This is a genomic window from Halanaerobium salsuginis (assembly GCF_900114545.1).
Classification (GTDB): domain Bacteria; phylum Bacillota; class Halanaerobiia; order Halanaerobiales; family Halanaerobiaceae; genus Halanaerobium; species Halanaerobium salsuginis.
Window position 1 is genome coordinate 1 of sequence record NZ_FOTI01000028.1, and the last position, 26,595, is coordinate 26,595.

Sequence of the window (26,595 nt, forward strand, 5' to 3'; positions counted from 1 at the left end):
AGTCTAATAACTGTTTTTTTATCTCGAAGAGAAGTATCCTGAATCATTTGAGTTTTTCTATCATGAATCTTTTCTGCTTTTTTGCCGCAGACAGGACATTTAACATGATCTATTTTATAGTCAGCTACAAAAACTAAATATTCCTCCGTTTTAATTAAATCTGTTGCAACTAGGTCTGGTAAATCCATTAAATCTGTGATAAGATTATTATGCATTTGCTTGACTCCTTTATTGAATTTTTGGTGTTGTAACTATTTAATTCAACGGAGCCAGGCAAATGCCTTTTTTATTTAGATATTTTTAGATTTACAGTTTTTTCTTCACAACATTAATTATACAACCATTATTTTCTTTTTTTCTCTTGACATCTTACCGTATTACTTAACTAACTACTATTAACAATTATATTACAAAGCCGAAAAGTCTGCAAAACTAATCAGCCAACTTATCCAGATAAGCAATTTTTGTAATCGGTAAATTAACTTTGCTAAGTAGCTGCTCAAAATAATCAGCTGGTAAGGTCAGCAGAACCGTTGTTACAGGCCCAGCTGATTTTTCTAAATCAATTTTTTTACTTACTTCTGGCAGCAGTTTTAATTCTAGTTCATTACCCCGGGCCAGCTTTTTTGCTTCTGCCAAAATACCAGCTGAACCAACCGGCAAAATTTCTTTAACATAAACTAATTTTTTTAGTTCAAGCAGCTGTTTAAGCTGAATAACTTGATCAGCAGACTGTAAAACTTCTTTTCCTACTTTAGGTAATCCTACTGCTACTACTAATAGCCCTGCAGTTGATTTAATTTCTGCCAATTTAACATTTTTAATTTGACCAATTACGGTTATTCCAATCCCAGTCTGGATAGTTTCCATATTCTCTTCTGTACTACCGTTAATTAATTTTGATAGTCCAAGTTCTGCTAAAACAGCTTTAATTCCAGCAATAATTTTGCGACCAGCAGGATTTAACTCTACATTTAAAGTATCAATTACAGCGATCGGTTCCGCTCCAACTGCTAGTACTTCCATTAAAGCAACTTTTACTGTCTGCTGTCCCAAAACATAGTTTGATATTTTAAGTTTATCAGCTGGTTTTTCTCCAATTGCTGCAGCTGAATCACAGGCAATTACCAGACTATTAACTGAATCAATTTTAATTAAAGAAATATCTCGCTGTTCAAGCATTATTAATCTTCTCTCTTAAAAAATTGCTAATTACAACTGCCAGCAATAAATTAACTATCGCTGCTGCAGTCAGGCTTAAAGTTAAAGCAGTAAAAAATCCTAAACCAAAAAAAGGAATCAGGATAGCTATAGCAAGTACTCCATTGCAAAAAGCTGTTACTACTACAGCTAAAAAAACATTATATTTTAAAAGTAAGCTGAAAATAAAGCCACAAAAAGCCATCAATAGAGCAATTAAAAAATGAAATGGTCCCAGAACAAAGCCCCCTCCTAGAGCTGAAAACAGATGGCCTAATGCCAAAATTAAAGCACCTACTCCCGGTCCTATAATAATAACTCCTAAATAGCCTGCTAGAGAGTCAAGTGCTATACTGCCTATCGGGCTGGGAAGCTTTAGATAAGATCCCACCAGAGAAAGGGCAAGCAAAACTGCAACCCTGCTCAAAAAAGCTGTTTTTGTTAGATTATTTCTAACAGGTTTTATTTGCTGATTAAAATTTAATTCAGGCATTTTAAAATTCTCCTTTTTAAATATATTTAAGTCATTAAAGCTGTAAATAAAATCAGCAGTTCACTTAATTCAACTAAAGTACCATAAATATCTCCTGTAATTCCTCCTGCTTTTTTAACAGCCCATTTTTCCAGCAGATAAACTAGCAGTAGAGATAAACTAAGGGCTACTGCCAAAAAAAATAATTCAATTAAAAAATAGCTAAAAGTTAATACAAAAATAACTAAAAAAATGATAGTAATTATAAGTGAAAGTCGCAATTCTTTAGCTGTGAAATTTTTATGAAGAGCTGCTGCCATTATACTTTCTGCAGCAACTTTGGCTCTAGCTACCATTAAGGTTAAAACAAAACGAGCTAGTACTGGCATAATTAGCAAAATTTCTAACTTTCCCTGTAAAATAAGTTGCTCAAAAAGTAAGAACTTTAATAACAATAATAAAATTAAACCGACTACAGCAAAAATACCCGTATTAGAATCGTGCATAATTGCTATTGTTTCTTTTTGGGCACGATTAGCAAAAAATCCATCTAAAAAATCTCCAAATCCATCTAAATGAAGTCCACCAGTAAGAAATATATATATAATTAAAATTAAAACTGCTGCTATCTTAATTGGGAAAAAGAATTGTAAGGTAAGTGCTAAAAGATAAGTAATCAATCCCAATAGAATACCCACTAGTGGGAAAAAACTTACTCTTAAACGAGCTGGATAAATAACAGGCAGTGGTAACCTCGTTAAAAAAGTAGCTGTATTAAAAAAATCATTGATAAATTTTATCACAAAACCTCAACCTCTGCCTGGGTAGAGTCATTGCTATACTGGCTGATAATCTCCAGACCTCTAGCCTTAATTTCCATGGGCAAACCAGCTTGAACCAAAAATACTTCAGCCGCTGCCTTAGCACATAATCGTGCTGCTCTGCCAGAAATATCCCTAAAATCTCGTCCCATTTTGCTGGCAGGGACTATTCCATTTCCAACCTGATTTTGAACAATTATTAAGTTAAGGCGGTCAGCTGCTGTATTGAGCAGTGCTTTGACTTCATTTAGTAATTTATTTTCTAAATCATAGTAAGAAAGCTGTTCATTAGCCAGCATTAAGTTACTTAAATATGTTGTTAAACAATCAAGTAAAACTGTGCTTCCTGAACTAAGTTCAGCTAATTTATTACTAACTGCATAAGCTTCTTCAATAGTTTGCCAATTTTCAGGACGTCGCTGTTGATGCAATTTTATCCGATTAACCATAGCAGAATCTACTGCCACTCCTGTTGCCAGATAGATAACTTTTTCAGCTGCTAACTGATTAGCAATTAATTCTGCAAAACTGCTTTTACCACTTCTGGCTCCTCCTAAAATCAAAATTGTCTTCATTATTTGACCTCCTAACTGCTACTTTAAAATTAAACAAAACAAATAAAAATCAACTCAATAATTTATTTAATTTTGCTATTAATATTTCATTTTCTGATTTCGATCTAACTGCTAACCTGAAATAATTCTTATTAAGCCCTGGAAAATTACTACAATTTCTGATTAAAATACCATTTGCCGCTAATTTTTGCTGTAATTCAATTACAGAGTGATCTGTAGATTCAAGTTTAAGGAAAATAAAGTTGGCTGCAGGTTGATAAACTTTAAGCTGTTTAAATTTTTTTAAAGCTTGATAAAACTGCTGCCGGTAATCAGCTAACTTTTTCCTGCTTTCTGCCAGATAATTTTTAATTTCAGTTGGGCGTTTAAAAATAATTTCTCCTGCCAGTTGAGCAAAATAATTAACTGTCCAGAGGTCACGTGCTGCTGATATTTTTGTTAATAATTCTGCTGTTCCCAGTAAATAGCCCAATCTCAAACCAGGAATTGCATATAATTTAGTTAGTGATTTTAAAATAAATAAATTTTTATATTCAGCCAAATATCTAAGCAGAGAATTTTCTTCTGGTTCAGCTAGAAAATCATTAAAAGCTTCATCAATTACTAAATAAATATCTTCAGCTGCTGCAGCAGCTAAAACTGTCTGCAAATTTTCACTCTGCCAGAGCTGACTAGTTGGATTATTTGGATTACAGATAAAGAGTAAATCAATCTCTTTAAAATAACTAATTAGTTGTTCTAAATCAAGTTCAAAATTAGCAGCTGGATTTAAATAAAAATGTTTAATATCTGCTCCACAACTATTAGCTGCAGCTTCATATTCAGAAAATGTCGGTTCTACAATTAAAACTTTTCTGGGTGACAAAACTGTTAAGAGCTGATAAATCAAATCTGCTGCCCCATTGCCAACTAAAACTTGAGCTGCTTGCAGCTGATGATCTTCTGCAATTAAAGATTTAAGATATGTCGAGTTTGCTTCTGGATAATACTGAATCATAGCTGTTTTTTCTCTAATTTTTTCACAAATCAAAGGAGGAGGACCTAAAAAATTTAAATTAGCACTAAAATCAATTATTTCTTCTGGCTTAAGTCCATCTTGTTTAGCTATCTGATGTATATTGCCACCATGTTGAATCTGCATTATATCGCTTCCTTTCTATACCACCTGAGATAAATTTAGTTCTGCGCCAAAATTGAACTCCCAGCTGCTGCTGCTTTAAATCTTTTATTAGCTTAGCCAATTTAGTCTCTGGATAATCTTCTCTGACCAGCAAAGCGATTAAAGTTCCACTGTGAGCGGTGACAACTCCATAAATTTCAGTTTCAGCAGCTGCTCGTCGCTGGAAGAATTGAAATGATCTTTTAGGTAGAATCATTTGATGTGCCTGACTACTTAAAGTACTTCCCTGACCGATTAGATTGAGATTTTGCTGCTCTATTCCCTGTTTAATTAAAGTAAGAGCTCTCTTTACCTGTTTTTTTTTGGCAGCCCTGAGCTGAACGAGATTTTTGGCCTGATTAAAAGTGCGAGAGTTAATCTGACCGAGTTCTCGAAAGATTAACAAATCAGCTGAAGGAGCTGTTCCCAATTTCAATCTGCGCTGACCTGTTAAATGATTAAATAAAGTTAACTTAGATAAAAAAACACTATCGGTTGGCTCAAGTTTAACTGCAATTTTAGCTAACAGATCAAATGAAATTTCTCCTGTTAAAAAAATGGATAAAGCAGCTAGCACAGCAGTAATATCAGCAGTTGAACTAGCCATACCTTCCCCAACTAGTAATTCTGAATTAATTGTTATTTGATATCCTTGCTCAGATAATCCAAATTCAGCCAATAAAAGCTGAGCTGCTTGTTTGCTTAATTCCAGTGCTGAAGCCTTATTTCCCTCTGCTAAACTTTTTTTACTTAAACTAAGCTCTGCTGAATCAAAAGTTTTATTTACTTTAACTTTACTATAAAGATTAATCGGGCAGGAAAGCAAAAAATTTTGACCTGCTAGTTCGCCCTGAATTAACTCACCACAGCTGCCTGGCACTCTAACTGTAACCTGATCCAAATCTTTGATTTGTTCCTGCGATAATAATTGTACCTGCATCTGCTTCTTCCTTTCTTTTGCTCATTAACTAAGTTAGTTGAAATAGCTTATAAATCAAAAAATTTAAAGCTATTAATTATAAGTTAATTTAATAATAAGCTGACTAAATAAAAATAGGCAAAACTGAAGGTAATAAAAATTAAGGTAGTCATATAGATTAATTTAATCATTTTATTTAAATCAGTACAAGTAAATTCTTTTGTTTTATCACCAAGATAACTACGAAAGTTAGCCTGACCTCCATAGTAGTTTAAACCACCAAATTGAAGCCCAAGAGCTCCAGCTGCTGCTGCTTCTGGATAACCTGCATTAGGGCTAGGATGTTTAGCTGCATCCCGGCCAATAATTTTTAGAGCAGCTTGATAATTATAGTTTAATAGAAAAGCTGCTATGATAAATAGACCTCCTGTTAATCGAGCTGGCAGATAATTAGCTAAATCATCAAGATAGGCTGCTAGGCGGCCAAAATTTAGATAACGCTTACTTTTATAAGCAATCATAGAATCAAGAGTATTAATTGCTTTATAGGCTAAAGCTAATGGTATTCCACCAATTATATAAAAAAAGAGAGGTGCTATTATTCCATCAGACGTATTTTCAGCCAGACTCTCGACTGCTGCCCGTAAAATATCTGCCTGATCAGACTGACTACAGTCACGTCCCACAATTTTATTCACTTCATGTCTAGCCAGATTTAAATTATCTTTTTTTAAAGCCTGTCCCACTCGCTGACCTGCTTTAATCAGCCCTCTAACAGCAATTACTGATTGGAGGAAATAAATTCTTATAATTACAAATAAGATAAAATTAAAGGTTGCACTAAATTTAAGTAAAAAACTAACAGCGCAATAACTGCTACTAACAACAATCAGAGTAAGTAATCCACCAGCAATTTTTTCAGAAAAAGCAGTTTTGGTAAATTTACGCAGCAGTTTTTCTAAATTAGTAATTAAATAACCCATTCCTACTACAGGATGAGGTAACCAGACTGGATCAGCGATTAAAAAGTCAATTAAAATAGCAACTATTAACAAATAAAATTTCATCATCAATTATTCCGCTCCTGATAAATTTGATATTTGCTGGCCTGTTCCAGTAAATTTTTGATCAGTTCTGGATTACTGGCAAAATGAAGGTGAAGATAACTGCAAAGAACATTTGGCTGCGGTTGATAACCCAGATTACCTTTTTTAGTTAAATAGCTAGCTGTGAGATTAGAAGCGACTCTTTTTAATTTAGAGTAATGAAAGAGGTGTCCCCTGGCCTGCTGACCAGTTTTAAATAATAAACTATCCTGTTGAGCAGTAACTTCTCGATAGCCCATTGCCTGCAGACGATCAGTCATTACTACCTCAGCATCCAAAATTGCTGTCATTGGATAACTTTCACCTTTTAAATTAATAACTGAATTAGCCAGATACATTAACCCACCACATTCTGCATAAAGAGGTAAACCAGCCTTAACTTGGCGAATAAAATCTACTTTGAATTCTTGATTAGCAGCTAGATCTGGGAGAAAACTTTCTGGAAAACCGCCTCCTAAATAAACTGCTGCTACTTCTGGCAATTTTTTATCATGCAGAGGGCTAAAAAAAACTAACTCTGCACCTGCTTTTCTGAGCAAATCAAAATTAAATTGATAATAAAAATTAAATGCTTGATCATAGGCAATTCCTATTCTAAGAGCAAGTTGTTGTTTAGCACGATTAGGAAAAGCAGCTAAATTAACAGGTTTCTCGATTGTTTTAGTATTGGCTGAGCAGTTAATAACTAATTCTTCAACAGATTCAGCTAGTTCTAAAATAGCAGCTAAATCAAGATAATTATTTAAATATTTTTTTAACTGCTGACTAAATTCTTTAAGCTGAATGCTTTCCTGAACTGGTACTAAACCAAGATGACGTTCGGCCAATTTAAGTTCTAAATTTTTAGGAAGATATCCCAGTACTTTAACTCCTGCTAACCTATTTAGTAAAGCTGTTTTTAATAATTGATAATGATGTTTACTGCTTACATTATTAATGATAACTCCCTGCAGATCAACTTCCGGATCATAATGCTGATAACCATAAACAACTGCTGCAGCACTCTGAGCGATTTTAGCAGCATCGATTACCAAAATTACCGGAGCAGCTAACAATTTAGCTATTTCTGCTGTACTACTGGCTGCGGCTGAGCCTTTCCCATCATAAAGCCCCATTACTCCTTCAATTATTGCCAGATCAGCCTGTTTGCTACTCTGCATAAAAAGCTGCTGGACCCCGGTTCCACCTAAGAAATAACTATCTAGATTATATGATTTATTACCAGTGATAAGGGTATGAAAACCAGGATCAATATAATCTGGTCCTACTTTATAAGGCTGAACCTGAAGTCCCTGCTGGCTAAACACAGCCATTAACCCCAAACTAATAGTTGTTTTGCCAACCCCACTTCTACTACCAGCGATTACAAGACGGTTCTGCTTCATAATTAATTTCCTCCTCAACTACTGAAATCGTAATTTTGCCAATAACCGCTTTATCAAGCAGCAGTTTTCCGGTAGAATTAGCTGTTAAAATTGCAGCTGGACTAGCTGCCGCTCCAACTCCAATTATTTTTTCTACAAAAGCTGATTTTTTTATTTGTAGCTCAGATATTTTTTCTTTAATCTTACTCAAAGCGATAAAATCCAGACTAAAATCATGCTTAACTGCATAATTTAACAAGCCAGTTTCTGTTTTTTTAATTTCAATGCTGGCCAACTTTTTTATGCTTAAAATTGATAAATTTAATTCAGCAAATACGGTTTTTACTGCAGCATCAATTTCAGCTGATTTTATGCCCTGCCGACAGCCAATACCAACTATAATATTATGCGGAATTAATTGAAGCTGACAAGCATTAAGTTTTAAAATCTGATTAGAAATTATTACTGCAAAATAAGCTGACTGATCTGCTAGCTCTAACTTCTGTTTAATAGCAACTTTGTTTTGCACTTCAACAGGAGGCAAATTTTGTGCTAACAAATAGTCAGCCAATCTTGTGCTTAAACGCTGATCGCTAAATAATTTTAATGGTTTTTTATTAACTAAGGCTGCATTAGCTGCAGTTAAATTTGCTGCTGGTTTAATTGTCAAGTTTAAATCACGAGCCAATATTTCAAAAGCTTTTCGTCCCTGACAATCAGTAGCAGTTGTGATAACTGGGTTAGCATTCAGCAAGTTTGCTAACTTAAGAGTTAGCTGATTAGCTCCTCCTAAATGACCAGAAAGAGTGCTAATCACATTACAGGCACTTTCATCAATAGTCACTACCGCCGGATCAGTTCTTTTATCAGCTAGCTGGCTAGCAATGATCCGGACTACTATTCCAAGCGCCATTATAAAAACTAAACCCTGATAAGACTTGAAAATTTTACCAATCAATTTTCTTAGAGATTTAAAGTAAATTACTTTTATTTTCTCGTCCCCTAATTGTAATTCTGACTTCAACTTAGCCGGCAGATAGAGATCTATGCCGGCTAAGTCAGTCTGCAGTCTCTGACTTAGCTTAATTCCATTACTGGTTAAAGCAATTACAGCTAGCTTATTTTTTGAACAAACTGATTGATTAGACTTTATCTGCTGATTTTCTGTCATCTTAAACTCCTTCCTGGTTAAGTCAGCCCAGCTAAAAATAATTTCTGGAAATTTTAAGCTGTTTGTGATAAGCCAATAATTCAGTTAATTTGTTAAATAACTTTGGATAAGGTAGTTCCGGTCTTTGAATAACTATTACTGGCAGTTTTAAATCAGCTGCTGCTTCTAATTTACTCTGTAGTCCTCCTATTTTACCACTGGCCTTACTAATAACAACATCAGCCTCATATTCTTGAAACATAACCCGATTAAATTCTCTACTAAATGGTCCTTGAACAGCAATTATATTTTTACGACTAATTCCAAGTCCAATTATTTCTGCTAAATAAACTGGATCAGGTAAAACTCGAGCAATTAAACGCTGTTCTTGCTCCTTTAACTGCTCGGCAAATAAGGGTAGATAGTGTGAACCTATAGTCAAAAAAATCTTTTTAAATTGTCGGGCCTTTTCTGCTGCCTTCTGATAAGAATTAACCTGTATAATATTTTCACCAGCAAAATTAGCTAAATCTAATTTTGGTCTTTGATAACGCAAATAAATAATCCCTGCTTTTTTAGCAGCAGCAATTGCATTTTGTGAAACTTGTGCTGCAAAGGGATGACTTAAATCAATAATTTCTCGAATCTTATATTTATTAATTAAAGTCAGCATTGCTGCTTTATTCAGCTTTTTTTGTAAAACAGGTACTTCGAATTTAGCTTTGATTAATTTTTTCCCATAATTAGTTGTTACAGTAACGATTAGCTGCTCTTGTTCCTTAACTAACACTTCCAAAAGCTGATAACTATCTCTGGTCCCACCGATAATCCAGATCATAACTGATAACCCCGGGGCGTAACTAGCTGATCATTTTGACAGTAAGTCTGCGAATTGCCAATTATTACAGTTGTCAGCATATCAACTTTTTGTACTGGTATTTCCTGCAGATTAGTAATAATTATTTCTTGCTGCTGCCGCCCTGCATTACGAACAATTCCAACCGGTGTTTTTTCTGATCTAACCTTTAAAAAAATTTTTTGAGCTGTAACTAACTGACTCTGACGTCTACTGCTGCGAGGATTATATAAGACTGTAATTAAATCTGCTCCAGCTGCAGCCTGCAGCCTCTTTTTTATTAGCGTCCAGGAAGTTAAAATATCACTTAAACTAATCACTGCATAATCATGCATTAATGGTGCTCCCAACAGAGCTGCTGCTGCATTAGCTGCTGTTATTCCTGGAATTACTTCTACTTTAAGTTCTAACTTTTGCTGGTTTATATATTCTAAAACTGGACCAGCCATTCCATAAACACCAGCATCACCACTGCTAATAATGGCTGTCTTTTTCCCAGATCTGGCAAAAGATATTGCCTTTTGTAAACGATCTTTTTCTGCTCTCATGCCACTGCTGTAAAGCTGTTGATTTGAAATCAATTCAGTAATTAAATCCAGATATCTTTGATAACCAACAATTACCTCAACTTCTTGTAGAATTGCATAAGCTTCTCTACTAAGCTGTTTTAAATTTCCCGGACCAATTCCAACAATATATAAATCACTTGTTAAATTCATTTTATCACCTTAATTAAAACTTAGTTTAGCTTTTATTATGATTCTGATCTTTTTCGGCTTATAAAATAAAGTGCCACTCCCATCAAACCAATTATATATCCGATTCCTCCCAATATTTCACTTATTCCTGGTTTTTCTTGCTCAGTAATTAATTTAGCGATTTGCTTGCGCAAAGGCTTTACTTCCCGGGAAACTTCTTCAGCAACAATCTCTCTTAATTCTGCTTTACTCAATTCATTGCTGGAGCCTATAACTGCTGAGTTTTGATTATCTAAAGTCTGATCAGCAGGCTGTTTAAAATCTTTTGCTATTTCTGATTCATTAATTTGATATTCTGCCTGATGACCCATTCCTGCTTTTAAAATGATTTTTAAGTCTGTACGAGCAGGAATAGCAACTTCAGCTAGTCCTGCTTCATTTGTTTCACCTGTAGCCAGTAAATTATCCTGCTTATCATAAATTTCTAATTTTGCTAAACGAGCCGGTGAACCATCACTAAAACCTGCTTCAATTTCTAAATTTGAGCCTTCTACATAAGCATACAAAATAACTCGATGTGCTAAAACAGCTGTAGAAAAACAAAAACTTAAAACTACTATTAATAATAAAATAGTAAAGAAACTATAGAATTTATTTTTATTCATTATTTTCTCCTCCTGCTAGTACTTCAGGTTTAACTTTTTTAATAAAAGAAATAATTACAGCGGTAATAACTGCTTCAATTATAATCACAGGTAAATGGGCTAATATTGTTATTTTCGCTATTTCCTGAAATGACTGATCGGTAAACATTAAAGAGGCAGCTACCATTAATGCTGTTAAAAAAACAGCCAGTCCTCCACTAGCAAAGGCTAGAACAGTTTCTAAAAAACTATTTTTTCTCAGCTGTAAAAAATTAAAAAGATAATAAACTAAAACTGCTGGTAACCCTACATTAAGTGTATTAACTCCCAATGTTGTTAGACCTCCAAATTGAAATAAAATACTCTGCAAAAAAAGAGCTACTAAAAAAGCCGGGAATACTTCCCATCCCAATAAAATACCAGCCAGACCATTTAAAATAAGATGAACACTAGTTGGACCAAGCGGAACATGAATTAAAGAAGCTACAAATAAAACAGCAGCTACCAAAGCAGTTTTAGGAATATCTGCTTCGTCCATTTTCTTTAAACCAATTGCAACTCCAGCTGCTGTCACAGCTGCTCCTGTTATAAGTACTGGAGCTGCAAGAACTCCCTCTGAAATATGCATCTAAATTCTCTCCTTTTGCTAAAAATAAGTGTTCTCCATAAGTAAATTTGCATAATTAAATTATAAATTAGTCAAAATTATAAGCTTTAACCCAGATAATTGCTCCTACTTCATGATCTTTATTCTTAACTTTATCTCCAGTTAACAAAGCTGAAAAGCCCCACCAACCAGCCCTGGGAATAGTATAAACAAAGACACCATTTTGATCAGTTTTAACTACTTGATTTTCAAATACTGGGGCTGGCAAATTAAGTGAATTATCATTTAGGTCACTAAAAGAAGCTGTATTTAGATATTCAATTTCTATTTCTGCATCAGGAACTACTTTACCATTTCGTTTAACTATCCCCCGAAAACTATTTCCGGTCCAGAGTCCATATGGACGGGTAAGAGGTATAATTTCGGCTGGCAGACCAAGTTCGCTATCCCAATCAGTAGGCATTCCCATTTTATTGACTACTATTTTAGTGAATTGGGTTATATATTTATCTTCAGAACTTTCGAAATAAGGAGCTGGTTCCAGATAAAAAACATAATCACCAGGAGCTTTAGTCTGATAACTAGCCTGCCAAATCTGTTTGCCCTTAAATTTAGCTGCTTTAAGTGTTGACAAGAGATCAGTAGTTTTTCCTCGATTTACAACTCCAAATCTAACTGGTTTTTTCATTTCCATAGTTGGCCCTGCTGCCATAGGATGAGTAAAAATAAGCTGTAAGCTAAGCTCAGCTGACTCAGTCCTATCAATTGTGTCATCACTTGGTAAAATCAGCTGAAAATGTGCTGCTGCTGGATAAGTAAGCATTAAGCTCACAGTAAAAATCAGAAATAAAACAAGTAATTTTTTATTAATCATTTTAACACTTCCTAAATTAAATTTTATAAAATATTAAGTATCTAAAATTAATTAAAACAACTTAAAGCAAAATATTTTAAAATTATAATCACTCTACTGTTTCAGTAATTAAAGCAGCAACTTTAGCTAAATATTTTTTTTGAACTGCTTCGTATTCTCCCAGACCAGTTAAATAACATTCAACCTCAAAACCATTCTGCTGAACAATATTTATCCAACTATCAGGACCTTCTCCAGCCATATCATTTTGAACATGATCACCAGCTACTAGCATTAATGGAATTAATTTCACTTTAGATATTTTTTGTTTAGCAGAAAATTTTAATTTAGGCAGAACATCTGTCAGTGCAGGATAAGCTTCAACAGTTGCCACATGATAATTAGCTGCTATTTTATCTTTTAAAACATAATCAAAAGCACTATAAACTGAATTAGCTGGATGTTCACTACCATGCCCCATTAAAATCGCTGCTTCTCCTGGGGCTAAATTAATTTTATTTTTTATAATTTCAGCTAGTTCAAAATAATCATTAGTTGTGGTTAAAAGGGCCTGACCTAATTTTATTTTTCTAAATTTATGCTGATAGTTATTAACTGCTCTAGCTAGATCATGAAATTCACTACCATTAATAATATGCAGCGGCTGCACAATTATTTCCTGATAACCAGCTCTATAAAGTTTATTTAAAGCTTGTTCAGGATTATCAATTTCTATTTTATCTCTAGCTTTAAGCTTATTAATAATCATCTCAGAAGTAAAAGCTCGCTTAACCTGATAGTCTGGATAAGCTGCCGCAATTCTTTTTTCACAGGCTGCTATCGTTTTAGTTCTTGTCTGTGCATAACTTGTTCCAAAACTAACAACTAAAATCGCCTTTTTTTCTGCAGTTGGCTGGCGATATTCATGGCTAAAATTAGCGGCATATAATTTAGAGTTAGGGGAATTATTGGCTAAAAATTCTCCAACTAAAATTAAAGCTGTTTTCTTTATGCCAGCAGCAGTGACTTTTTCTACTATATTAGCTAGTGTGCCGCGAATTATTTCCTGATCAGGCCAGCTGGCCCGGGATACAACTGCAGTTGGAGTTGTGAGAGGATAATGATTATGTAAATTTTTTACTACTTGATCGATTAGCTGAACACTTAAAAAGATCGCCATAGATGCCCGATGAGCAGCTAAATCTGCTAACTTTTCCCGTTCAGGAACTGCAGTTCTTCCTGCCTGGCGGGTCAAAATTACAGTCTGGCTTAGTTCTGGCAAAGTATATTCTCTTGCCAGCACAGCAGCTGCAGCTAAAAATGAGCTAACTCCCGGGATTATTTCAAAAGGGATTTCATTTTTAATTAGAAGATCAAGCTGTTCTTTTAAAGCACCATAAAGAGACGGATCACCTGTCTGCAGACGTACAACATCAATTCCCTGCTGAACTGCCTGTTTAATTATTTTAAATATCTCATTCAAAGTTAACTCAGCACTATTATAAACTTCTGCTGCTGGATTATAATCTAATAAAGCAGGATTAACCAATGAACCAGCATAAATAATTATCCCTGCTTTTTCTAGCCTTTTTTTCCCTTTAACAGTAATTAATTCAGGATCACCAGGACCAGCTCCAATAAAATATACCTTCATATCTAACTCCTTTTAACTTATTTTTTTAATAATTAATAATGATAAATATTGAATTTCTCCAGCTGCTATTTCTGACAGATTCTGACTAAAAAATTCTTCAGCTAATCCAACTCTACTGCCTAATAAAAGCTGATAATTAAATTCTGCCTGACTTAAAAATTGATAGGTTTGTTTAAAATTCTGTGATAATTTTAAAATAACTACTGTTTCAAATAGTTTAAATACAGCTGAAAGTTGTTTTTTATTTTTAACCTTAGACAAAATTGCTGTGTTTTCTTTTCCTGCTGCCAGAGGTAAATTATTAGCAGCTGTACAGGCAGAAATTGCTGTAATACCTGGTATTGTTTCAACAAGAAGTTCTGGATCTCTACTTTTAATTAGTTCAACTAAATAATTAAAAGTACTATAAAACAAGGGATCACCTATTGTAATAAAAGCACAGCTTTTTCCCTGACTAAGTAAATGATAAATTTCTGCTGCTGCTTTTTTTCTAACCTGCTGCTGAATATGGACTGATTTTGACATTTTAAAATTTAGAAGTTTAATCTGCTGCTGCTCTGTAATAATTTCTTTAACAACCAGAAGAGCAGTGCTATTTTTATTTTCACCAGCAGTTGGGGTTAAAATATAATCTACCTGCTGGAGTGTTTTTACTGCTTTTAAAGTTAAAAATTCTGTTTTACCGGGACCAACTCCAACTCCATATAATTTTGCCAGCACAGTTATCCCCCCTCTGTAATTCTAATCAAAAATATTTGATTTAAAGCTTTAAATAATTTATAGTCTTTAATTTTTTGAGTATAATTTATATTAATACTCCAGACCTCAACTTCTTCTGAGCCATTATTAAAATAACTAGCCACCTCAGTTAAAGTATTTAAAGTAATTGCTGATAGTAAAATAATTCCACCTGCTTTAAGTTTTTTTAAAGAAAGAGTTAAAATTTCTGCCAGTTTTCCACTACTTCCACCAATAAAAATTCTATCTGCTGCTTCTAGAGTATTTAAAGCTTCCGGAGCAGTTCCCTGGATTAATTTAATATTATTAACCTTAAAACGTTCGATATTTTTTTCAATTACCTGACAGGCTTGTTTCTCTTTTTCAACTGCATAAACTAGGCCATCTTTTACCTGTAAAGCAGTTTCTATACTAACACTTCCTGAGCCTGCTCCAATATCATAAATAATTTGACCAGACTTTAGTTTTAATTTTGATATTATTAATGCTCTTATTTCTGATTTAGTCATCGGTACTTGATCTCGATAAAAAAATTGATCTTCAATTCCAGGAGTGTTGTAATTCCAACTAGTCATTTTCAAACACCAACTTTGTTTTAGCAAGCACAACAATTGTCAAATCAGCAAAACTTTGGCTTGCTATTCTATTTAAACTACCAGAAATAATTCTTTCATCTGGATAAGAAAGATTTTCTAAAACATAACAGTAAAGATCTGGATAACCAGACTCTAATAGAAACTTTGCCAGCTGATCAGCTGAATTTTTTTGGTCTGTTAACAAAGCAATCGGTAGCTGTTCAGGTAAAGCATTCAACAACCTGCTGCGATTATCTTTGCCATGTAAACTAATTATTTTTAGTCCTGCCCAATCTATTTTTAATCGAGCTGCTGCCAGTTGAAAAGAACTAATTCCTGGAATAATGGTAAATAAATCTGAACCCAACTCACGTTTGAGATAGTTGGCAATACTGTAAAACCCAGGATCACCTGAAACAAGTACTGCTATTTTTTTCTGCTGATAATTAGCCATAATATATTTCTTTACTTTTAGTAAGTCAGCTTTAATTGTTATTTTCGTTTGTCCTAAATCAGCAAAAAGCTGTAGTGCCCGCTGACCACCAATTAAGACATCAGCCTGTCTAATTAAAGAATCAGCTTTTAAAGTCAAGTATTCTGTCTTGCCAGGACCAATTCCGATAATAAATACTTTGTTTTCTGCCAAACTAACTCACCCTTTTCTTATCTTAATTAACAGCAGTTAAAATTATCAAACGGTTCAGAAACTGCAACTATGCCATCTGCAAAAGTAAAGATAGCTGCCTTAACATCTGCATCTACTTCTACTGCTGCCAACCTAGCCTGAACTCGCTTAGCAATTTCTACTGCTGCTGGTTGTAAAACTTTAGAGATCAGCCCCTGCTCTTTTAAATAAAGAGCTGCTAATTCAGCAGTATCTTTATTAAAAAGTTCAATAATTAACTCCTGGTCTGCTCCTGCTAAAGCTGCATAAGCAGCAATTATTTCTCGTCTGGCATCAGCCACTTTACTGTGAGTATTAAAAATACCTGCCGCAACTTTAATTATTTTCCCAACATGTCCAATCATTAATATTTCACTAATTGCAAGTCCTTGACAGTGATCAAGTAAATAGCCAACAAAATTGCTCATCCTGATAATCTGGTCTTCAACATAACCCATTTTTAAAGCTAATTCTTTACCATGATTACCAAAAACTAACACAAATTTATGTATTCCTTCTGCAGCTGCTTGTCTCAATTCTAGACTTAATGATTCCCGGTAAGCTGATTCAGACATTGGTTCAACAATTCCAGTAGTCCCCAATAAAGAAATTCCTGCCAGGATTCCTAATTTTGAATTAAATGTTTTTTGAGCAACTTTTTTCCCAGCTGGTACTGAAATAGTAACTTTAATTGTTTTTGCAGGAGGAAGTACAGACTGAACTGCTTTTTTGATCATTAATCTAGGAATAGGATTAATAGCTACCTGACCTGGTTTGAGTTTTAACCCGGGCCGACTAACTCTGCCTATTCCTCTTCCAGCCGTCAGAAAAGCATTATTCTTCTTGTCAGGCTCTCCAACTTCAGCAAAACAAATTGTTGCTTTTAAAAGATCAGCCAGCCAGGCTGACTTATTCTTATTAGTAAAATTTCGAGAAGCAGAATCAAGAAAATATTTTTCGAAAATAATTTCATCTGTTAATTCTTTTTGGCTAAGAAGTTCTGCTGTTGCTATAATTGCAATTTTATCGGTTACATCAGGATCATCACCAGCATCTTTTGTGATTGTAACACTGGCTGAATTTTTATTAAAATTAATATTAGCTGGCTCAAGCTTAAGTTTAATTCCAGCTGGAGTCAATAATTCTACTTCTTTTATTTCTTGCTGTTTAAATAAAATTTGAACAGCAGCCTTAGCAGCTGCAGCTGCTGCACTTCCAGTTGTAAAACCAAGTCGATATTCTTTACCGTTTTTTTTAATATATTTATTTAATTTCACTTTAATCAGCCAGCTGATAAAGCAGCGAATTAACAATTGCAGCTGCTACTGCACTACCACCACGTCTGCCCAGCAAAGTAATAAATGGAAAATCCTGTTTGTTAAGTTCAGCTTTCGATTCAGCTGCTCCAACAAATCCAACAGGAGTTCCAATTAGAAAATCAATTGCTTGATTTTCTAATTGATAAAGTCTAATTAATTCAAATAGAGCGGTTGGCGCATTACCAATAGCAAAGATTTTAGGTTGCTTAAGCTTTATTGCTTTTCTCATTGCCATAATTGAACGAGTTAAACCTGTTTTTTCTGCCTGACTGCGAACTTCAGAATCAGCAATAAAACATTTGACCTGACCTCCATATTCAGCTAATTTAACTTTGTTAATTCCAGCCTGTAGCATTGAAACATCAGTAATTATATCTGCACCTTGCCGGAGTAGATTCTTTGCCCTGTTTACTGCATCAGGTGAAAATCGTACTTGCCGGGCAAGCTCTGGTTCTGCAGTTGCATGTACAACTCTTTTTATTGTAATTAATTCTTCAGCAGTACAGTCAAGCTTATCCAGAGCACCAGCTATAATCTGCATACTTTTTTCTTCGATTGCAGTTGGATTATTTACTTCTATTTCCATAATTATTCAGTCCTTTTTGAAAATTATTTTTCTATTCCCAGCCGGGCAGTTATTCCCTGCTGATAATAATGTTTAACCGCCTGCATTTCAGTAACTAAGTCAGCATATTCGATTAACTTAACTTCTGCTCCTCGCCCAGTAATTATAACCTCTACCTTAGTTTGACGTAGTTCCAGGATAGAAATTAAATCTTCTACTGTAAAAAAATTATAGTTAATTGCTATATTAGCTTCATCAAGAATAACCAGATCATACTCCCCAGCAGTTAAAACTTTTTTTACAGTTTCTAAGCCTGCTCTTACAGCTAATCGATCAGCTTCTGTAGCTGATCTTTTAATAAAGTCTGGCTGGCCAAATTGACTGATTTTTATTGATGATAATTTTGCTAGAGCTTTTACTTCGCTGTAATCACCTTGCTTTAAAAATTGAGCAATAAATATCTGCTTACCAGCTCCGGCAGCCCGCAGAGCAAGACCTAGAGCAGCAGTAGTTTTCCCTTTGCCATTTCCTGTATATACTTGAATCATTCCCCGCATTAAAATCCTCCTATACTTCTTTATTAATAATTTTATTTAACAAATCTAAATCAAGATACTGGCTAAATTTATCAGCCAGATAATTATAGTTTTTTTCTCTTAAAAAATCAGCCGACTCTATATTTGGCAGTGGTTTTAAACCTTTTTTTAAACGCAAATAATTAATCAAAGCACTGCGGAATTCATCATTCCTAAAAATATCATGTAAATAAGTTCCCCAGACATTGCCTGCTTTATTTATGGCGCCAGAAAGATAGGCTTTTTTATTGTCAGCTAAAGATTTAGCAGTAGATTTAAATCTTTTAATTTTAAATAATTGTTTACTCTCTTTGCTTAAAGTACTGCGCCCCTGATGAATTTCATAAGCAGTTAATTTTGTAAATTGATCAGCTTTACTAAATGGTAAATTCCCCAGATCAAAAGCCTGCACCTGACTTGTTATTTTTTCTGAACTTAATTCTGTCCTTAAAGGTAGTAAGTTTAAACCAGTCTGCTGCTTGATCACTGATTCTTGCTGATCTGGATCGCTAATTTCTTTACCCAGCATTTGATAACCAGCACAAATACCAATTATCATTTTACCTGCTTTAGCCGCCTGACAAATCAAATCGGCCAACCCAGTTTGATAAAGAAAGTTAAGTGATTTAATTGTAGTTTTGCTGCCCGGCAGAATAATTAAATCAGGCTGACCAAATTCTGCAGCTGAACTAATGAATCTTAAGCTTATTCCTGGCATAAACTTAAAGTAATCAAAATCAGTAAAATTAGCCAGCTGAGGATAGGCAATAACTACTAGATCAAGCTGATGTTCAGATTGCTTAAATACTCTGGTAGTTAGACTATTTTCAGCTGGTAGAGAAAGTTCTTTTAAGTAGGGCATTACACCCAAAACTTTTTTTCCTGTTCTAGCTTCAATTATTTTAACTCCATCGGCAAAATCCGCTGGATCACCGCGAAATTTATTAATAATAATTCCTTTAATTCGTTTACGTTCTTTTTCTGTTAACAATTCAAAGGTACCAATAACAGCTGCAAAAATACCGCCTTTATCAATATCTGCTATCAGAATAACTGGTGCATTTGCTAATTCTGCTGACTTCATATTAACTAAATCTTTGTTTTTTAAATTAATTTCAGCTGGACTGCCTCCGCCTTCGAGTACTATTAAATCAAAGTTTTCACTTAATTCAATCAGAGCCTGCTTCACTACTTTTAGAAAAAAATTATGTTCAGAAAAATATTGATCTGCCTGCATATTTTTATAAATTTTTCCTAGCAAAATCACTTGAGAATCATCATCAGCATTTGGCTTTAATAAAATAGGACTCATTTGAACAGTTGGTTTTACCTGAGCTGCTGCTGCCTGAACTGCCTGAGCCATAGCTACCTCACTACCATCTGCACAAATATAAGAATTGAGTGACATGTTCTGAGCTTTAAAAGGTGTTACTTTATAACCCTGCCTGGCAAAAAAACGACAACATGCAGCAGCTAAAATGCTTTTACCAACTTCAGAAGCTGTGCCCTGAAACATAATTGTTTTTGTCATAATAAATTTCTGCCCTTTCTAAATCAATTTAATTTTAAGCCAATAATTTCAAAGTTTAATTTTTCTGCCAGACCAGCTGCCAACAAATCAAAATTTCTTTCTAGCTCTTGCTGATAAGATAAGCTAAATCTGGCAGCTTTAAAATCAGCCTGATAAGAATTGTTCGAAGAAATTTTAAGCTTAGTTTTTTTCTGCCAGAGAAAAGTTAATAATTTACTCCGAAAACTGTCATTACTAAATAAATCATGCAGATAAGTGCCTAGACAGTTTCCTGCTGTATTAACTGCACCATCCTTAATGATTTTATTACAAGATTTACTGCTTTCTATTGGCTGAAGTTCAAATAGATGAGCTGTTCTTTTAGTTAGATAAGTAGTCTGCCCCTGATGAATTTCATAACCGGATAATTCTGCTGTGGATAATTCTTTTAAAAAAGATGATTGGGATTCTGCTAAAACTGGATTAAGTACTGCTTTTACCTGCTGTGTAGTTTTATTAGTATAAAATTCTGTTTTAATAGGCAGCAGTCCCAACCCTGCAATTTCGCTGAGCTCACTCTCTGTTCCAGCTTGGTCAATTATTTTTTGACCAAGCATCTGATAGCCACCACAAATACCAATTACCATCTTCCCCTGGGCAACTGCTAATTTAATTTGCTCAGCTAAACCACTGCTTTTTAAATAATTTAAGTCAGCCATGGTTGTTTTACTCCCCGGAATTATAATTAAATCATAGCCAGCCAAATCAGCCTGAGCAGTCAAATAGCTTAGTTCAACATGATTTTCTAATTCTAGTGCTTTAAAATCAGTAAAATTAGCTAGCTGAGGTAATTTTAAGACAGCAATCTTAATTAAATTATTTTTATTAGTTTTATTTAAACTAGTTTTGGATCGAAATTTGAGCGAAGCCGAATCTTCTTCTGGTAAATTAATTTTTTTAAAATAAGGCAAAACTCCTAGCATTGGTTTTTTAGTATAGTTACTCAGAAAATCTAGAGCTGGCTCCAGGATATTATAATCTCCTCTAAATTTATTGATCAATAATCCTTTAACCAATTCTCTTTCTGCTGGCCTGAAAAGTTTTATAGTTCCAACCAAAGCTGCCAGGCTACCGCCCTGCTCAATACTAGATGCTAAAACAACCGGAGTTTGATTAAGCAGAGCTGTATACATATTGGCCAGATCTGGTCCCTGCCGATTTAATTCAACCGGACTACCTGCACCTTCCAGAATTACAAATTGATGTTGAGAAATCAAGTTACTCAAAGACTGCTGAATTACTCTTTGCATCTGGCTTTGATAATCTTTTTTGATTACCTGATAAGGACCTGTAAAAACTACTTCTCCCTGTAAAATAAGCTGACATTTACCAATTCCAAGTGGTTTCAATAAAACTGGCTGCATATCTGCTGTAGCGGTTTTATAAGCAGCCTGTGCCTGTAAAAATTGGGCAAATCCAATTTCAGCACCAGTAGTTGTTATAGCAGAATTTAACGACATATTCCAGGCTTTAAAAGGAACTACATCAATACCTTGATTAGCTAAAAGGCGGCAGAGACCTGTTACAATAAAACTTTTACCTGTATCAGATGCTGTTCCCTGAATCATTAATGTTTTTGCCTGTCTGTACATTATCCTACTCCTTAATTATCATAATAATTTTAAACTCTTTTAAAAACTAAAATCCCAACCAATTCGGTTGGGATAGGAAATTCAATTAAATTGTATTTTAAATTTAGTTAATAAATAAAAAAATAACTATTTAAAATCAATAACTACCTACCTATTCCTGCTGCCGAAGATCCTGTAGGAAACATAAATAGGCAGGTCTCCTGACTCCTGGTTAAGCAAAGTTAAACAGTTACAGTGGCGGGCCCGTTCAGGCTTTTAACCTGATTCCCTATTCTCCTAAAGCCATAGCTAAAGGCACCTATTCATATCACTATATTATTTTTTTAATATCGAAAAATCATAATTGCTTTATTATATATTATTCAAGCTGCTAATTTAATATCCTGCTTTTTAATTTAAATTTTGAGCTGGTCTGGCTAAAATCAAATTTAATTTACTTAAAATAGGAGTTTTTTCATAAAATTTAATTATTGTTACTGAAGTATTATCGACTTCAAATTGCCAGAAACGCTTAAGATCAACTTTAAGGAAAATACTTAAGGCAATCTTTACCACACCACCATGAGTAACAACAATTAACTTTTGCTCCTGATTTTTTTCAATAATTTCAGTTAAATAATCGCCAACTCGCTGACTAAATTGAGTTAAGTTCTCTCCTCCAGGAGGATTGTAAATTGCTGGGTTTTTTTGCCAATTTAAATATAGATCTGGATATTTACTTTCTATTTCATTAAAATTGTCGCCTTCCCAATTACCAAAATCAATTTCTCTGAGAGCAGAACTTTCGATTACATCAGTTTTATTACCAAAAGTAGTGCTAGCAGTTGCACGAGCTCGACTAAGATCACTACTATAAATCAAGTCATAATTAAAATCTATTTTTTTAAGACAAGCACCTAATAACTCTGCCTGATGATATCCTGTCTGATTAAGTTCTATATCTGTTTGTCCCTGAATAAGAGATTTTTTATTCCAGTCAGTTTCACCATGTCTAATCAAAATTAATTCTGTTGTCATCTAAAAAACTCCTTTTTAAACTCACTTATAAGATTAAGACTTATAAATAACTAAACTAATTATAACTGTTTTAATTATATGAAGCAAGAAATAAACTTTTGCTGACTACCAGAAGGAGCTTGTTATCACTCTTTACATCTTATATAATTTAAATATGAATCTTCAACATAATTTTTCAATTTAGGAGTAGATTTAAATTATATTTAGTTTAGAAGGGAGCTTGATTATCTATGTACGATAAAAGTACTATTGCTGAGTTTTTAAGTGATTTAAGTTCTAAAAATTCTATTCCAGGGGGAGGAAGTGCTGCTGCTTTAACTGGAGCAATTAATGCCGCTTTAATTAGTTTTATTGCTAATTTAACTATTGGTAAAGAAAAATATGCTGCTGTAGAAATTGAAGCTCAAGAAATTCTGGCAGAAAGCGAAGAACTAAAACTAGAAATGTTAAAAATGATGGATCAAGATGCCCAAATTTTACAGGATATCTTAGCAAAATATAAAAGTTCAAATCAGGCTGAATTGGAAAAAGTCTGCCAGAGTGCAGTTGAGTTTTCTCTTACTATGAGTAAGAAAGCAGTTAGATTAATGAGATTAACTCTAGAAATTAGTGAAATCGGCAATCAGCTCTTAGCAAGTGATTTTGAAGTAGCTGCCTATTTGGGAGATGCAGCTGTTAATAGTGCAATTGCTAATGTTAAAATTAATCTTAAAAATGTCAAAAAAATAGATTATATTAATAATGTTAAACAGGAATGTAGTAAATTGAAAACAAAAAGTTCTAATTTAAAGACTGAAATAATTGAATTAGCCGAACAAAAAATATACTGATGACTAGCCAGATAAATATTTTATAAAGGAGAAAAGATAATGCAAGAACTAAATGGAAAACCTGTCGCTGCTAAAATTAAAGCGGCAGTTCAGGCTGAATTACAGCAAATAAAAAAAACATTATCTAAACAACCCAATTTATTGGTTTTACAATATGGTAATGATCAGGCAAGTAAAACTTACGCCAATAGAATTGAAAAGAATTGTCAAGAGGTTGGAATTAATTTCAGTTATGAACAATTCAATAAAAATCCTGATGGTTTTAAACAAAGAATTCGAACTGCTAATCTAGACCCTGAGATATCAGCAATTATGATTCAACAACCTTTAACAGATAATTTAAAAAATAGTTTAGAATTAATTAGCCCCAGTAAAGATGTAGAAGGAATTACCTCAGCATCTCTAGGTAAACTTTTCACAGGTCTTTCTGGTTTAAAACCATGTACTGCAGAAGCTTGTCTGGAAATAATTAATTATTATGGAATTAAAGTCACCGGTAAAAAAGCAGCAGTAATTGGGCGCAGCAATATTGTTGGAAAACCAATAGCTATGTTATTACAGCAAGCAGATGCAACTGTTACAATTTGTCATTCTAAAACCAAGAATTTAGCTGCTGAAATTAAAGCTGCTGAAATTATAATAGCTGCCGCCGGGAAAGCTGCTTTAATTACAGCAGAAATGCTGTCTTCTAACTCAATTGTAATAGATGTTGGTACTAATTTTGTCCAGGGTAAACTGGTTGGAGATGTTGATTATCTAAATGCAAGTAGAAAAGTCAGCAAGATTACTCCTGTACCAGGTGGAGTTGGCACAGTTACTAATCAAGTTTTAATGAGAAATATTGTTAAAGCATTTAAAAATATTAATTTAAATAATAAGTAGTTCTACAATTGTCTTTTATTTAACTAAAAAAGTTAAGAGCAGCTTGTCTAATTTTTTATAACCAAGCTGCTCTTATAATATTTATTCATATTCTGTTAACACTATCTCATCTCGATTAAGCTCAACTCCAAAGCCAGGCAAATCTGGGACAACAAGTTTTCCGTTAACTGGAATAGGTTCATTTTTAAGCAAGGGATAATATTGTGGTATTACTTGATCAGCCTGAGGTGCCATCATAATATATTCAGTAAAAGGAGAATTGGTTTTTGTAGTTACATAATGATGACTATAAGGACCACTACCATGAGGAATAATCATTTTAGAATTAGCATCTGCTAAATTTCCAATTTTAATCAATTCGGTTAAACCGCCACACCAACCAATATCTGGTTGAATAATATCAAGTTCACAATTTTCTATAAGAGCACGAAATCCATAACGAGTAGCTTCATGTTCTCCACCAGTAATCAGCATTCCCTCTGCAGCTCTTGCTTTTAATTTTTTATATGACCAATAATCATCAGGATTAAAACATTCTTCCAACCAGTAAAAATCAAATTCAGCTGCGTCTTTCATTAATTTTTCTGCGTAAGGGAGATCAAGAGACATCCAGCAATCCCACATTAACATAAATTCCTTGCCACAGCTTGCTCTCATTTTAGCAGCAATTTCTCTATTTTTATTCAGACCAGGTAAACTATCTGCTGGCCCATATGGTAGCGCCATTTTACCTCCAATAAACCCCATTTCTTTAGCCAGGTCAGGTCGGGGTCCAGTTGCGTAAAAATCAAGTTCATTTCTAACTTTCACCCCCAGCATTGCATAAACTGGCTCCTGCCGCAGCCTACCTAATAAATCCCATAAAGCTAGATCTACAGCAGAAATAGCATTTAAGACTATTCCTTTTCTCCCATAAAAAATAGTGCTTTTATACATCTGATCCCACATTAGTTCTATATTACTAACATCCTGGCCTATTATAAATCTTTTTAAATGATTTTTAACAATCCAGGCAGCTGGTATTCCTCCAGTTGTAATTCCAAATCCAACCGTACCATCATCAGCTTCTATCTCAACTATAAGTGTTTTTAAAATATTAATCCCAAAACTTAGTCTACTTGCTTTATATTCGGGATAAATACTCATTGGTGTCGAAACTTGTCCTACAATCCAGTGGTCTTCTGATTGATCATGATAATCTGCTCCACCTTCACCTACTACATATACCCTTAAATCTACAATTTTTTTCCCCATTAAACTCATTAAATTTCACCTAGATTCAATTTTTTAATCAATTCTGTAATAGAACTTTTTTGTTTTTCAGTTAAAGCTATTGACGGAACTCTCTCTCCAAATAATTGTTCAGTAAAAATAGTTTGATAAACTACTTCTTTACAAGCAAGAAATAAAGGTTGAGATACTTTATAAAATTCCATTAAAGAACAAGCTTTTTTATAAAGATCTTCTGCTTGATTAAAATTATTTTCTTTATTATATGCATTATATAACTTTACTGTTATTTCGGGAGCAAAATTAGCAGTAGCATTAATAAAACCATCAACCCCAAATGTAAGTGCAGCTAACATTTGATTTTCAAAAGCAGCAAATACATGAAAATAATCAAACTCTTTTTTTAATTCTAGTAAAGCTCTTATATGATCTAAATCAGCAATTGTATCTTTTATTCCAATTACTTGCTCAGTTGTTTTTAAAATTTCTCTAACTACATATTTAGTAAAATTGAAGCCTGTTAGTGAAGGGAAATTATAAATAATTATTGGCAATTCAGACTGCTGATCTACAGTCTGAAAATAATTAATAACTGCCTCTTTAGAGTAAACACTAAAATATGTATTTACTAATAATACTGCATCTACCGGCAAATTACTTAGATAAGAAAGCAGCTCCAACGTATTTGCCAGACATGTATCACCAATACCAACTAAAACTTTAACTCGACCTGCAATATATTCACTAATTTCCTTGATAAATAATTTTTTCTCTTCTAAAGTTAAGCTACCAAACTCCCCAGTAGTACCGAGATAAGTTATTCCAGCAACACCTGATTCAATCAAATAATCAGCCATTTTTTTGTTAGCTGCTATATCAACCTCACCTTTTGAATTAAATAATGTAATAACTGGTGGAAAGACACCTTTGAGTGAAATCATATTATCCTCCTGATTGTTA

29 protein-coding genes, 1 pseudogene and 1 riboswitch are annotated in these 26,595 nt (G+C 33.8%); of the genes and pseudogenes, 2 read left to right on the forward strand and 28 right to left on the reverse strand.

Features of this window, described 5'->3' with window-relative positions; genetic code table 11:
- From BMZ74_RS09265 to cobC, 26 genes and pseudogenes are all read right to left on the reverse strand, one after another.
- A partial coding sequence (locus BMZ74_RS09265; RefSeq protein WP_177181383.1) for a transposase family protein occupies positions 1–215 on the reverse strand: 215 nt, incomplete at its 3' end.
- A gap of 217 nt (positions 216–432) precedes the next feature.
- Complete coding sequence (locus BMZ74_RS09270) at positions 433–1,182, reverse strand: AIR synthase related protein (protein ID WP_089861967.1); 750 nt, start codon at positions 1,180–1,182, stop codon at positions 433–435.
- Positions 1,175–1,693 (reverse strand): ECF transporter S component, encoded by a 519-nt coding sequence (locus BMZ74_RS09275; RefSeq protein ID WP_089861968.1) that lies wholly within the window; start codon positions 1,691–1,693, stop codon positions 1,175–1,177. Before BMZ74_RS09275 ends, BMZ74_RS09270 begins: the two co-directional genes overlap by 8 nt.
- A 26-nt stretch (positions 1,694–1,719) precedes the next feature.
- Complete coding sequence (cobS, locus tag BMZ74_RS09280; RefSeq protein WP_089861969.1) at positions 1,720–2,475, reverse strand: adenosylcobinamide-GDP ribazoletransferase; 756 nt, start codon at positions 2,473–2,475, stop codon at positions 1,720–1,722.
- Positions 2,472–3,068, reverse strand: a complete 597-nt coding sequence (gene cobU, locus BMZ74_RS09285) for a bifunctional adenosylcobinamide kinase/adenosylcobinamide-phosphate guanylyltransferase (RefSeq protein ID WP_089861970.1) — start codon at positions 3,066–3,068, stop codon at positions 2,472–2,474. Before cobU ends, cobS begins: the two co-directional genes overlap by 4 nt.
- Before the next feature lie 49 nt (positions 3,069–3,117).
- Complete coding sequence (cobD, locus tag BMZ74_RS09290) at positions 3,118–4,209, reverse strand: threonine-phosphate decarboxylase CobD (RefSeq protein WP_089861971.1); 1,092 nt, start codon at positions 4,207–4,209, stop codon at positions 3,118–3,120.
- Positions 4,169–5,167: a GHMP family kinase ATP-binding protein gene (locus BMZ74_RS09295; protein WP_089861972.1), complete on the reverse strand. Its 999-nt coding sequence runs from the start codon at positions 5,165–5,167 to the stop codon at positions 4,169–4,171. Before BMZ74_RS09295 ends, cobD begins: the two co-directional genes overlap by 41 nt.
- Before the next feature lie 83 nt (positions 5,168–5,250).
- Positions 5,251–6,216: an adenosylcobinamide-phosphate synthase CbiB gene (cbiB, locus tag BMZ74_RS09300; protein ID WP_089861973.1), complete on the reverse strand. Its 966-nt coding sequence runs from the start codon at positions 6,214–6,216 to the stop codon at positions 5,251–5,253.
- Positions 6,216–7,637 (reverse strand): cobyrinic acid a,c-diamide synthase CobB, encoded by a 1,422-nt coding sequence (locus BMZ74_RS09305; protein WP_089861974.1) that lies wholly within the window; start codon positions 7,635–7,637, stop codon positions 6,216–6,218. The genes cbiB and BMZ74_RS09305 overlap by 1 nt, the downstream gene beginning before the upstream one ends.
- Complete coding sequence (locus tag BMZ74_RS09310; protein WP_089861975.1) at positions 7,606–8,787, reverse strand: cobalt-precorrin 5A hydrolase; 1,182 nt, start codon at positions 8,785–8,787, stop codon at positions 7,606–7,608. Before BMZ74_RS09310 ends, BMZ74_RS09305 begins: the two co-directional genes overlap by 32 nt.
- A gap of 31 nt (positions 8,788–8,818) precedes the next feature.
- On the reverse strand, positions 8,819–9,604 hold the full coding sequence (gene cobK / locus BMZ74_RS09315) for a precorrin-6A reductase (RefSeq protein WP_089861976.1): 786 nt from the start codon (positions 9,602–9,604) through the stop codon (positions 8,819–8,821).
- Complete coding sequence (gene cobJ, locus BMZ74_RS09320; RefSeq protein ID WP_089861977.1) at positions 9,601–10,341, reverse strand: precorrin-3B C(17)-methyltransferase; 741 nt, start codon at positions 10,339–10,341, stop codon at positions 9,601–9,603. Before cobJ ends, cobK begins: the two co-directional genes overlap by 4 nt.
- Before the next feature lie 35 nt (positions 10,342–10,376).
- Positions 10,377–10,985, reverse strand: a complete 609-nt coding sequence (locus BMZ74_RS09325; protein WP_089861978.1) for a hypothetical protein — start codon at positions 10,983–10,985, stop codon at positions 10,377–10,379.
- The gene (gene cbiM / locus BMZ74_RS09330; RefSeq protein ID WP_089861979.1) at positions 10,978–11,592 is read right to left on the reverse strand and encodes a cobalt transporter CbiM; all 615 of its coding nucleotides are present in this window, start codon (positions 11,590–11,592) and stop codon (positions 10,978–10,980) included. Before cbiM ends, BMZ74_RS09325 begins: the two co-directional genes overlap by 8 nt.
- Positions 11,593–11,659: 67 nt before the next feature.
- Positions 11,660–12,445, reverse strand: a complete 786-nt coding sequence (locus tag BMZ74_RS09335; protein WP_089861980.1) for a DUF4198 domain-containing protein — start codon at positions 12,443–12,445, stop codon at positions 11,660–11,662.
- Positions 12,446–12,533: 88 nt separating this feature from the next.
- On the reverse strand, positions 12,534–13,316 hold the full coding sequence (locus BMZ74_RS14835) for a sirohydrochlorin cobaltochelatase (RefSeq protein WP_425432341.1): 783 nt from the start codon (positions 13,314–13,316) through the stop codon (positions 12,534–12,536).
- A 9-nt stretch (positions 13,317–13,325) separates the two neighbouring features.
- A pseudogene (gene cobM, locus BMZ74_RS14840) lies at positions 13,326–14,078 on the reverse strand (precorrin-4 C(11)-methyltransferase); the annotation flags it as partial.
- A gap of 12 nt (positions 14,079–14,090) precedes the next feature.
- Positions 14,091–14,798: a precorrin-2 C(20)-methyltransferase gene (gene cobI, locus BMZ74_RS09345; protein ID WP_177181412.1), complete on the reverse strand. Its 708-nt coding sequence runs from the start codon at positions 14,796–14,798 to the stop codon at positions 14,091–14,093.
- 2 nt (positions 14,799–14,800) lie between these two features.
- Positions 14,801–15,391 carry a precorrin-6Y C5,15-methyltransferase (decarboxylating) subunit CbiT gene (gene cbiT / locus BMZ74_RS09350; protein ID WP_089861983.1) on the reverse strand — a complete coding sequence of 197 codons (591 nt, stop codon included), beginning with the start codon at positions 15,389–15,391 and terminating at the stop codon, positions 14,801–14,803.
- Positions 15,384–16,037 (reverse strand): precorrin-6y C5,15-methyltransferase (decarboxylating) subunit CbiE, encoded by a 654-nt coding sequence (gene cbiE, locus BMZ74_RS09355; protein WP_089861984.1) that lies wholly within the window; start codon positions 16,035–16,037, stop codon positions 15,384–15,386. Before cbiE ends, cbiT begins: the two co-directional genes overlap by 8 nt.
- 26 nt (positions 16,038–16,063) lie before the next feature.
- Complete coding sequence (gene cbiD / locus BMZ74_RS09360) at positions 16,064–17,332, reverse strand: cobalt-precorrin-5B (C(1))-methyltransferase CbiD (RefSeq protein WP_177181413.1); 1,269 nt, start codon at positions 17,330–17,332, stop codon at positions 16,064–16,066.
- Between the two features lies 1 nt (position 17,333).
- Positions 17,334–17,960 carry a precorrin-8X methylmutase gene (locus tag BMZ74_RS09365; protein WP_245750863.1) on the reverse strand — a complete coding sequence of 209 codons (627 nt, stop codon included), beginning with the start codon at positions 17,958–17,960 and terminating at the stop codon, positions 17,334–17,336.
- Between the two features lie 23 nt (positions 17,961–17,983).
- Positions 17,984–18,496 carry a cob(I)yrinic acid a,c-diamide adenosyltransferase gene (locus BMZ74_RS09370; protein WP_089861986.1) on the reverse strand — a complete coding sequence of 171 codons (513 nt, stop codon included), beginning with the start codon at positions 18,494–18,496 and terminating at the stop codon, positions 17,984–17,986.
- Between the two features lie 10 nt (positions 18,497–18,506).
- Entirely contained in the window at positions 18,507–20,045 is a 1,539-nt protein-coding gene (locus tag BMZ74_RS09375; RefSeq protein ID WP_089861987.1) for a cobyric acid synthase, read from the reverse strand.
- A 23-nt stretch (positions 20,046–20,068) separates the two neighbouring features.
- Positions 20,069–21,676 (reverse strand): cobyric acid synthase, encoded by a 1,608-nt coding sequence (locus tag BMZ74_RS09380; RefSeq protein WP_089861988.1) that lies wholly within the window; start codon positions 21,674–21,676, stop codon positions 20,069–20,071.
- Positions 21,677–21,849: 173 nt separating this feature from the next.
- A riboswitch (cobalamin riboswitch) is annotated at positions 21,850–21,993 on the reverse strand.
- Positions 21,994–22,066: 73 nt separating this feature from the next.
- Entirely contained in the window at positions 22,067–22,693 is a 627-nt protein-coding gene (gene cobC / locus BMZ74_RS09385) for an alpha-ribazole phosphatase (protein WP_089861989.1), read from the reverse strand.
- A gap of 230 nt (positions 22,694–22,923) precedes the next feature.
- Here cobC and BMZ74_RS09390 point away from each other — a divergent pair, with 230 nt between their 5' ends.
- Positions 22,924–23,523: a cyclodeaminase/cyclohydrolase family protein gene (locus BMZ74_RS09390; protein ID WP_089861990.1), complete on the forward strand. Its 600-nt coding sequence runs from the start codon at positions 22,924–22,926 to the stop codon at positions 23,521–23,523.
- A gap of 39 nt (positions 23,524–23,562) precedes the next feature.
- The gene (locus BMZ74_RS09395; RefSeq protein WP_089861991.1) at positions 23,563–24,405 is read left to right on the forward strand and encodes a bifunctional 5,10-methylenetetrahydrofolate dehydrogenase/5,10-methenyltetrahydrofolate cyclohydrolase; all 843 of its coding nucleotides are present in this window, start codon (positions 23,563–23,565) and stop codon (positions 24,403–24,405) included.
- 81 nt (positions 24,406–24,486) lie between these two features.
- On the opposite strand, the gene rhmD is transcribed toward BMZ74_RS09395, so the two are convergent.
- Both rhmD and BMZ74_RS09405 read right to left on the reverse strand, forming a co-directional pair.
- Positions 24,487–25,668 (reverse strand): L-rhamnonate dehydratase, encoded by a 1,182-nt coding sequence (gene rhmD / locus BMZ74_RS09400; RefSeq protein ID WP_089861992.1) that lies wholly within the window; start codon positions 25,666–25,668, stop codon positions 24,487–24,489.
- On the reverse strand, positions 25,668–26,576 hold the full coding sequence (locus BMZ74_RS09405; protein WP_089861993.1) for a dihydrodipicolinate synthase family protein: 909 nt from the start codon (positions 26,574–26,576) through the stop codon (positions 25,668–25,670). Before BMZ74_RS09405 ends, rhmD begins: the two co-directional genes overlap by 1 nt.
- Positions 26,577–26,595 lie beyond the last annotated feature (19 nt).

Bases quoted from the DNA above. Each gene is read 5' to 3' on its own strand.
- BMZ74_RS09270 (WP_089861967.1), bottom strand. From the start codon at position 1,182: ATGCTTGAACAGCGAGATATTTCTTTAATTAAAATTGATTCAGTTAAT.
- BMZ74_RS09275 (WP_089861968.1), bottom strand. From the start codon at position 1,693: ATGCCTGAATTAAATTTTAATCAGCAAATAAAACCTGTTAGAAATAAT.
- cobU (WP_089861970.1), bottom strand. From the start codon at position 3,068: ATGAAGACAATTTTGATTTTAGGAGGAGCCAGAAGTGGTAAAAGCAGT.
- cobD (WP_089861971.1), bottom strand. From the start codon at position 4,209: ATGCAGATTCAACATGGTGGCAATATACATCAGATAGCTAAACAAGAT.
- BMZ74_RS09295 (WP_089861972.1), bottom strand. From the start codon at position 5,167: ATGCAGGTACAATTATTATCGCAGGAACAAATCAAAGATTTGGATCAG.
- cbiB (WP_089861973.1), bottom strand. From the start codon at position 6,216: ATGATGAAATTTTATTTGTTAATAGTTGCTATTTTAATTGACTTTTTA.
- BMZ74_RS09305 (WP_089861974.1), bottom strand. From the start codon at position 7,637: ATGAAGCAGAACCGTCTTGTAATCGCTGGTAGTAGAAGTGGGGTTGGC.
- BMZ74_RS09310 (WP_089861975.1), bottom strand. From the start codon at position 8,787: ATGACAGAAAATCAGCAGATAAAGTCTAATCAATCAGTTTGTTCAAAA.
- cobK (WP_089861976.1), bottom strand. From the start codon at position 9,604: ATGATCTGGATTATCGGTGGGACCAGAGATAGTTATCAGCTTTTGGAA.
- cobJ (WP_089861977.1), bottom strand. From the start codon at position 10,341: ATGAATTTAACAAGTGATTTATATATTGTTGGAATTGGTCCGGGAAAT.
- BMZ74_RS09325 (WP_089861978.1), bottom strand. From the start codon at position 10,985: ATGAATAAAAATAAATTCTATAGTTTCTTTACTATTTTATTATTAATA.
- cbiM (WP_089861979.1), bottom strand. From the start codon at position 11,592: ATGCATATTTCAGAGGGAGTTCTTGCAGCTCCAGTACTTATAACAGGA.
- BMZ74_RS09335 (WP_089861980.1), bottom strand. From the start codon at position 12,445: ATGATTAATAAAAAATTACTTGTTTTATTTCTGATTTTTACTGTGAGC.
- cbiT (WP_089861983.1), bottom strand. From the start codon at position 15,391: ATGACTAGTTGGAATTACAACACTCCTGGAATTGAAGATCAATTTTTT.
- BMZ74_RS09365 (WP_245750863.1), bottom strand. From the start codon at position 17,960: ATGGAAATAGAAGTAAATAATCCAACTGCAATCGAAGAAAAAAGTATG.
- BMZ74_RS09370 (WP_089861986.1), bottom strand. From the start codon at position 18,496: ATGCGGGGAATGATTCAAGTATATACAGGAAATGGCAAAGGGAAAACT.
- BMZ74_RS09375 (WP_089861987.1), bottom strand. From the start codon at position 20,045: ATGACAAAAACAATTATGTTTCAGGGCACAGCTTCTGAAGTTGGTAAA.
- BMZ74_RS09380 (WP_089861988.1), bottom strand. From the start codon at position 21,676: ATGTACAGACAGGCAAAAACATTAATGATTCAGGGAACAGCATCTGAT.
- cobC (WP_089861989.1), bottom strand. From the start codon at position 22,693: ATGACAACAGAATTAATTTTGATTAGACATGGTGAAACTGACTGGAAT.
- BMZ74_RS09390 (WP_089861990.1), top strand. From the start codon at position 22,924: ATGTACGATAAAAGTACTATTGCTGAGTTTTTAAGTGATTTAAGTTCT.
- BMZ74_RS09395 (WP_089861991.1), top strand. From the start codon at position 23,563: ATGCAAGAACTAAATGGAAAACCTGTCGCTGCTAAAATTAAAGCGGCA.
- rhmD (WP_089861992.1), bottom strand. From the start codon at position 25,668: ATGAGTTTAATGGGGAAAAAAATTGTAGATTTAAGGGTATATGTAGTA.
- BMZ74_RS09405 (WP_089861993.1), bottom strand. From the start codon at position 26,576: ATGATTTCACTCAAAGGTGTCTTTCCACCAGTTATTACATTATTTAAT.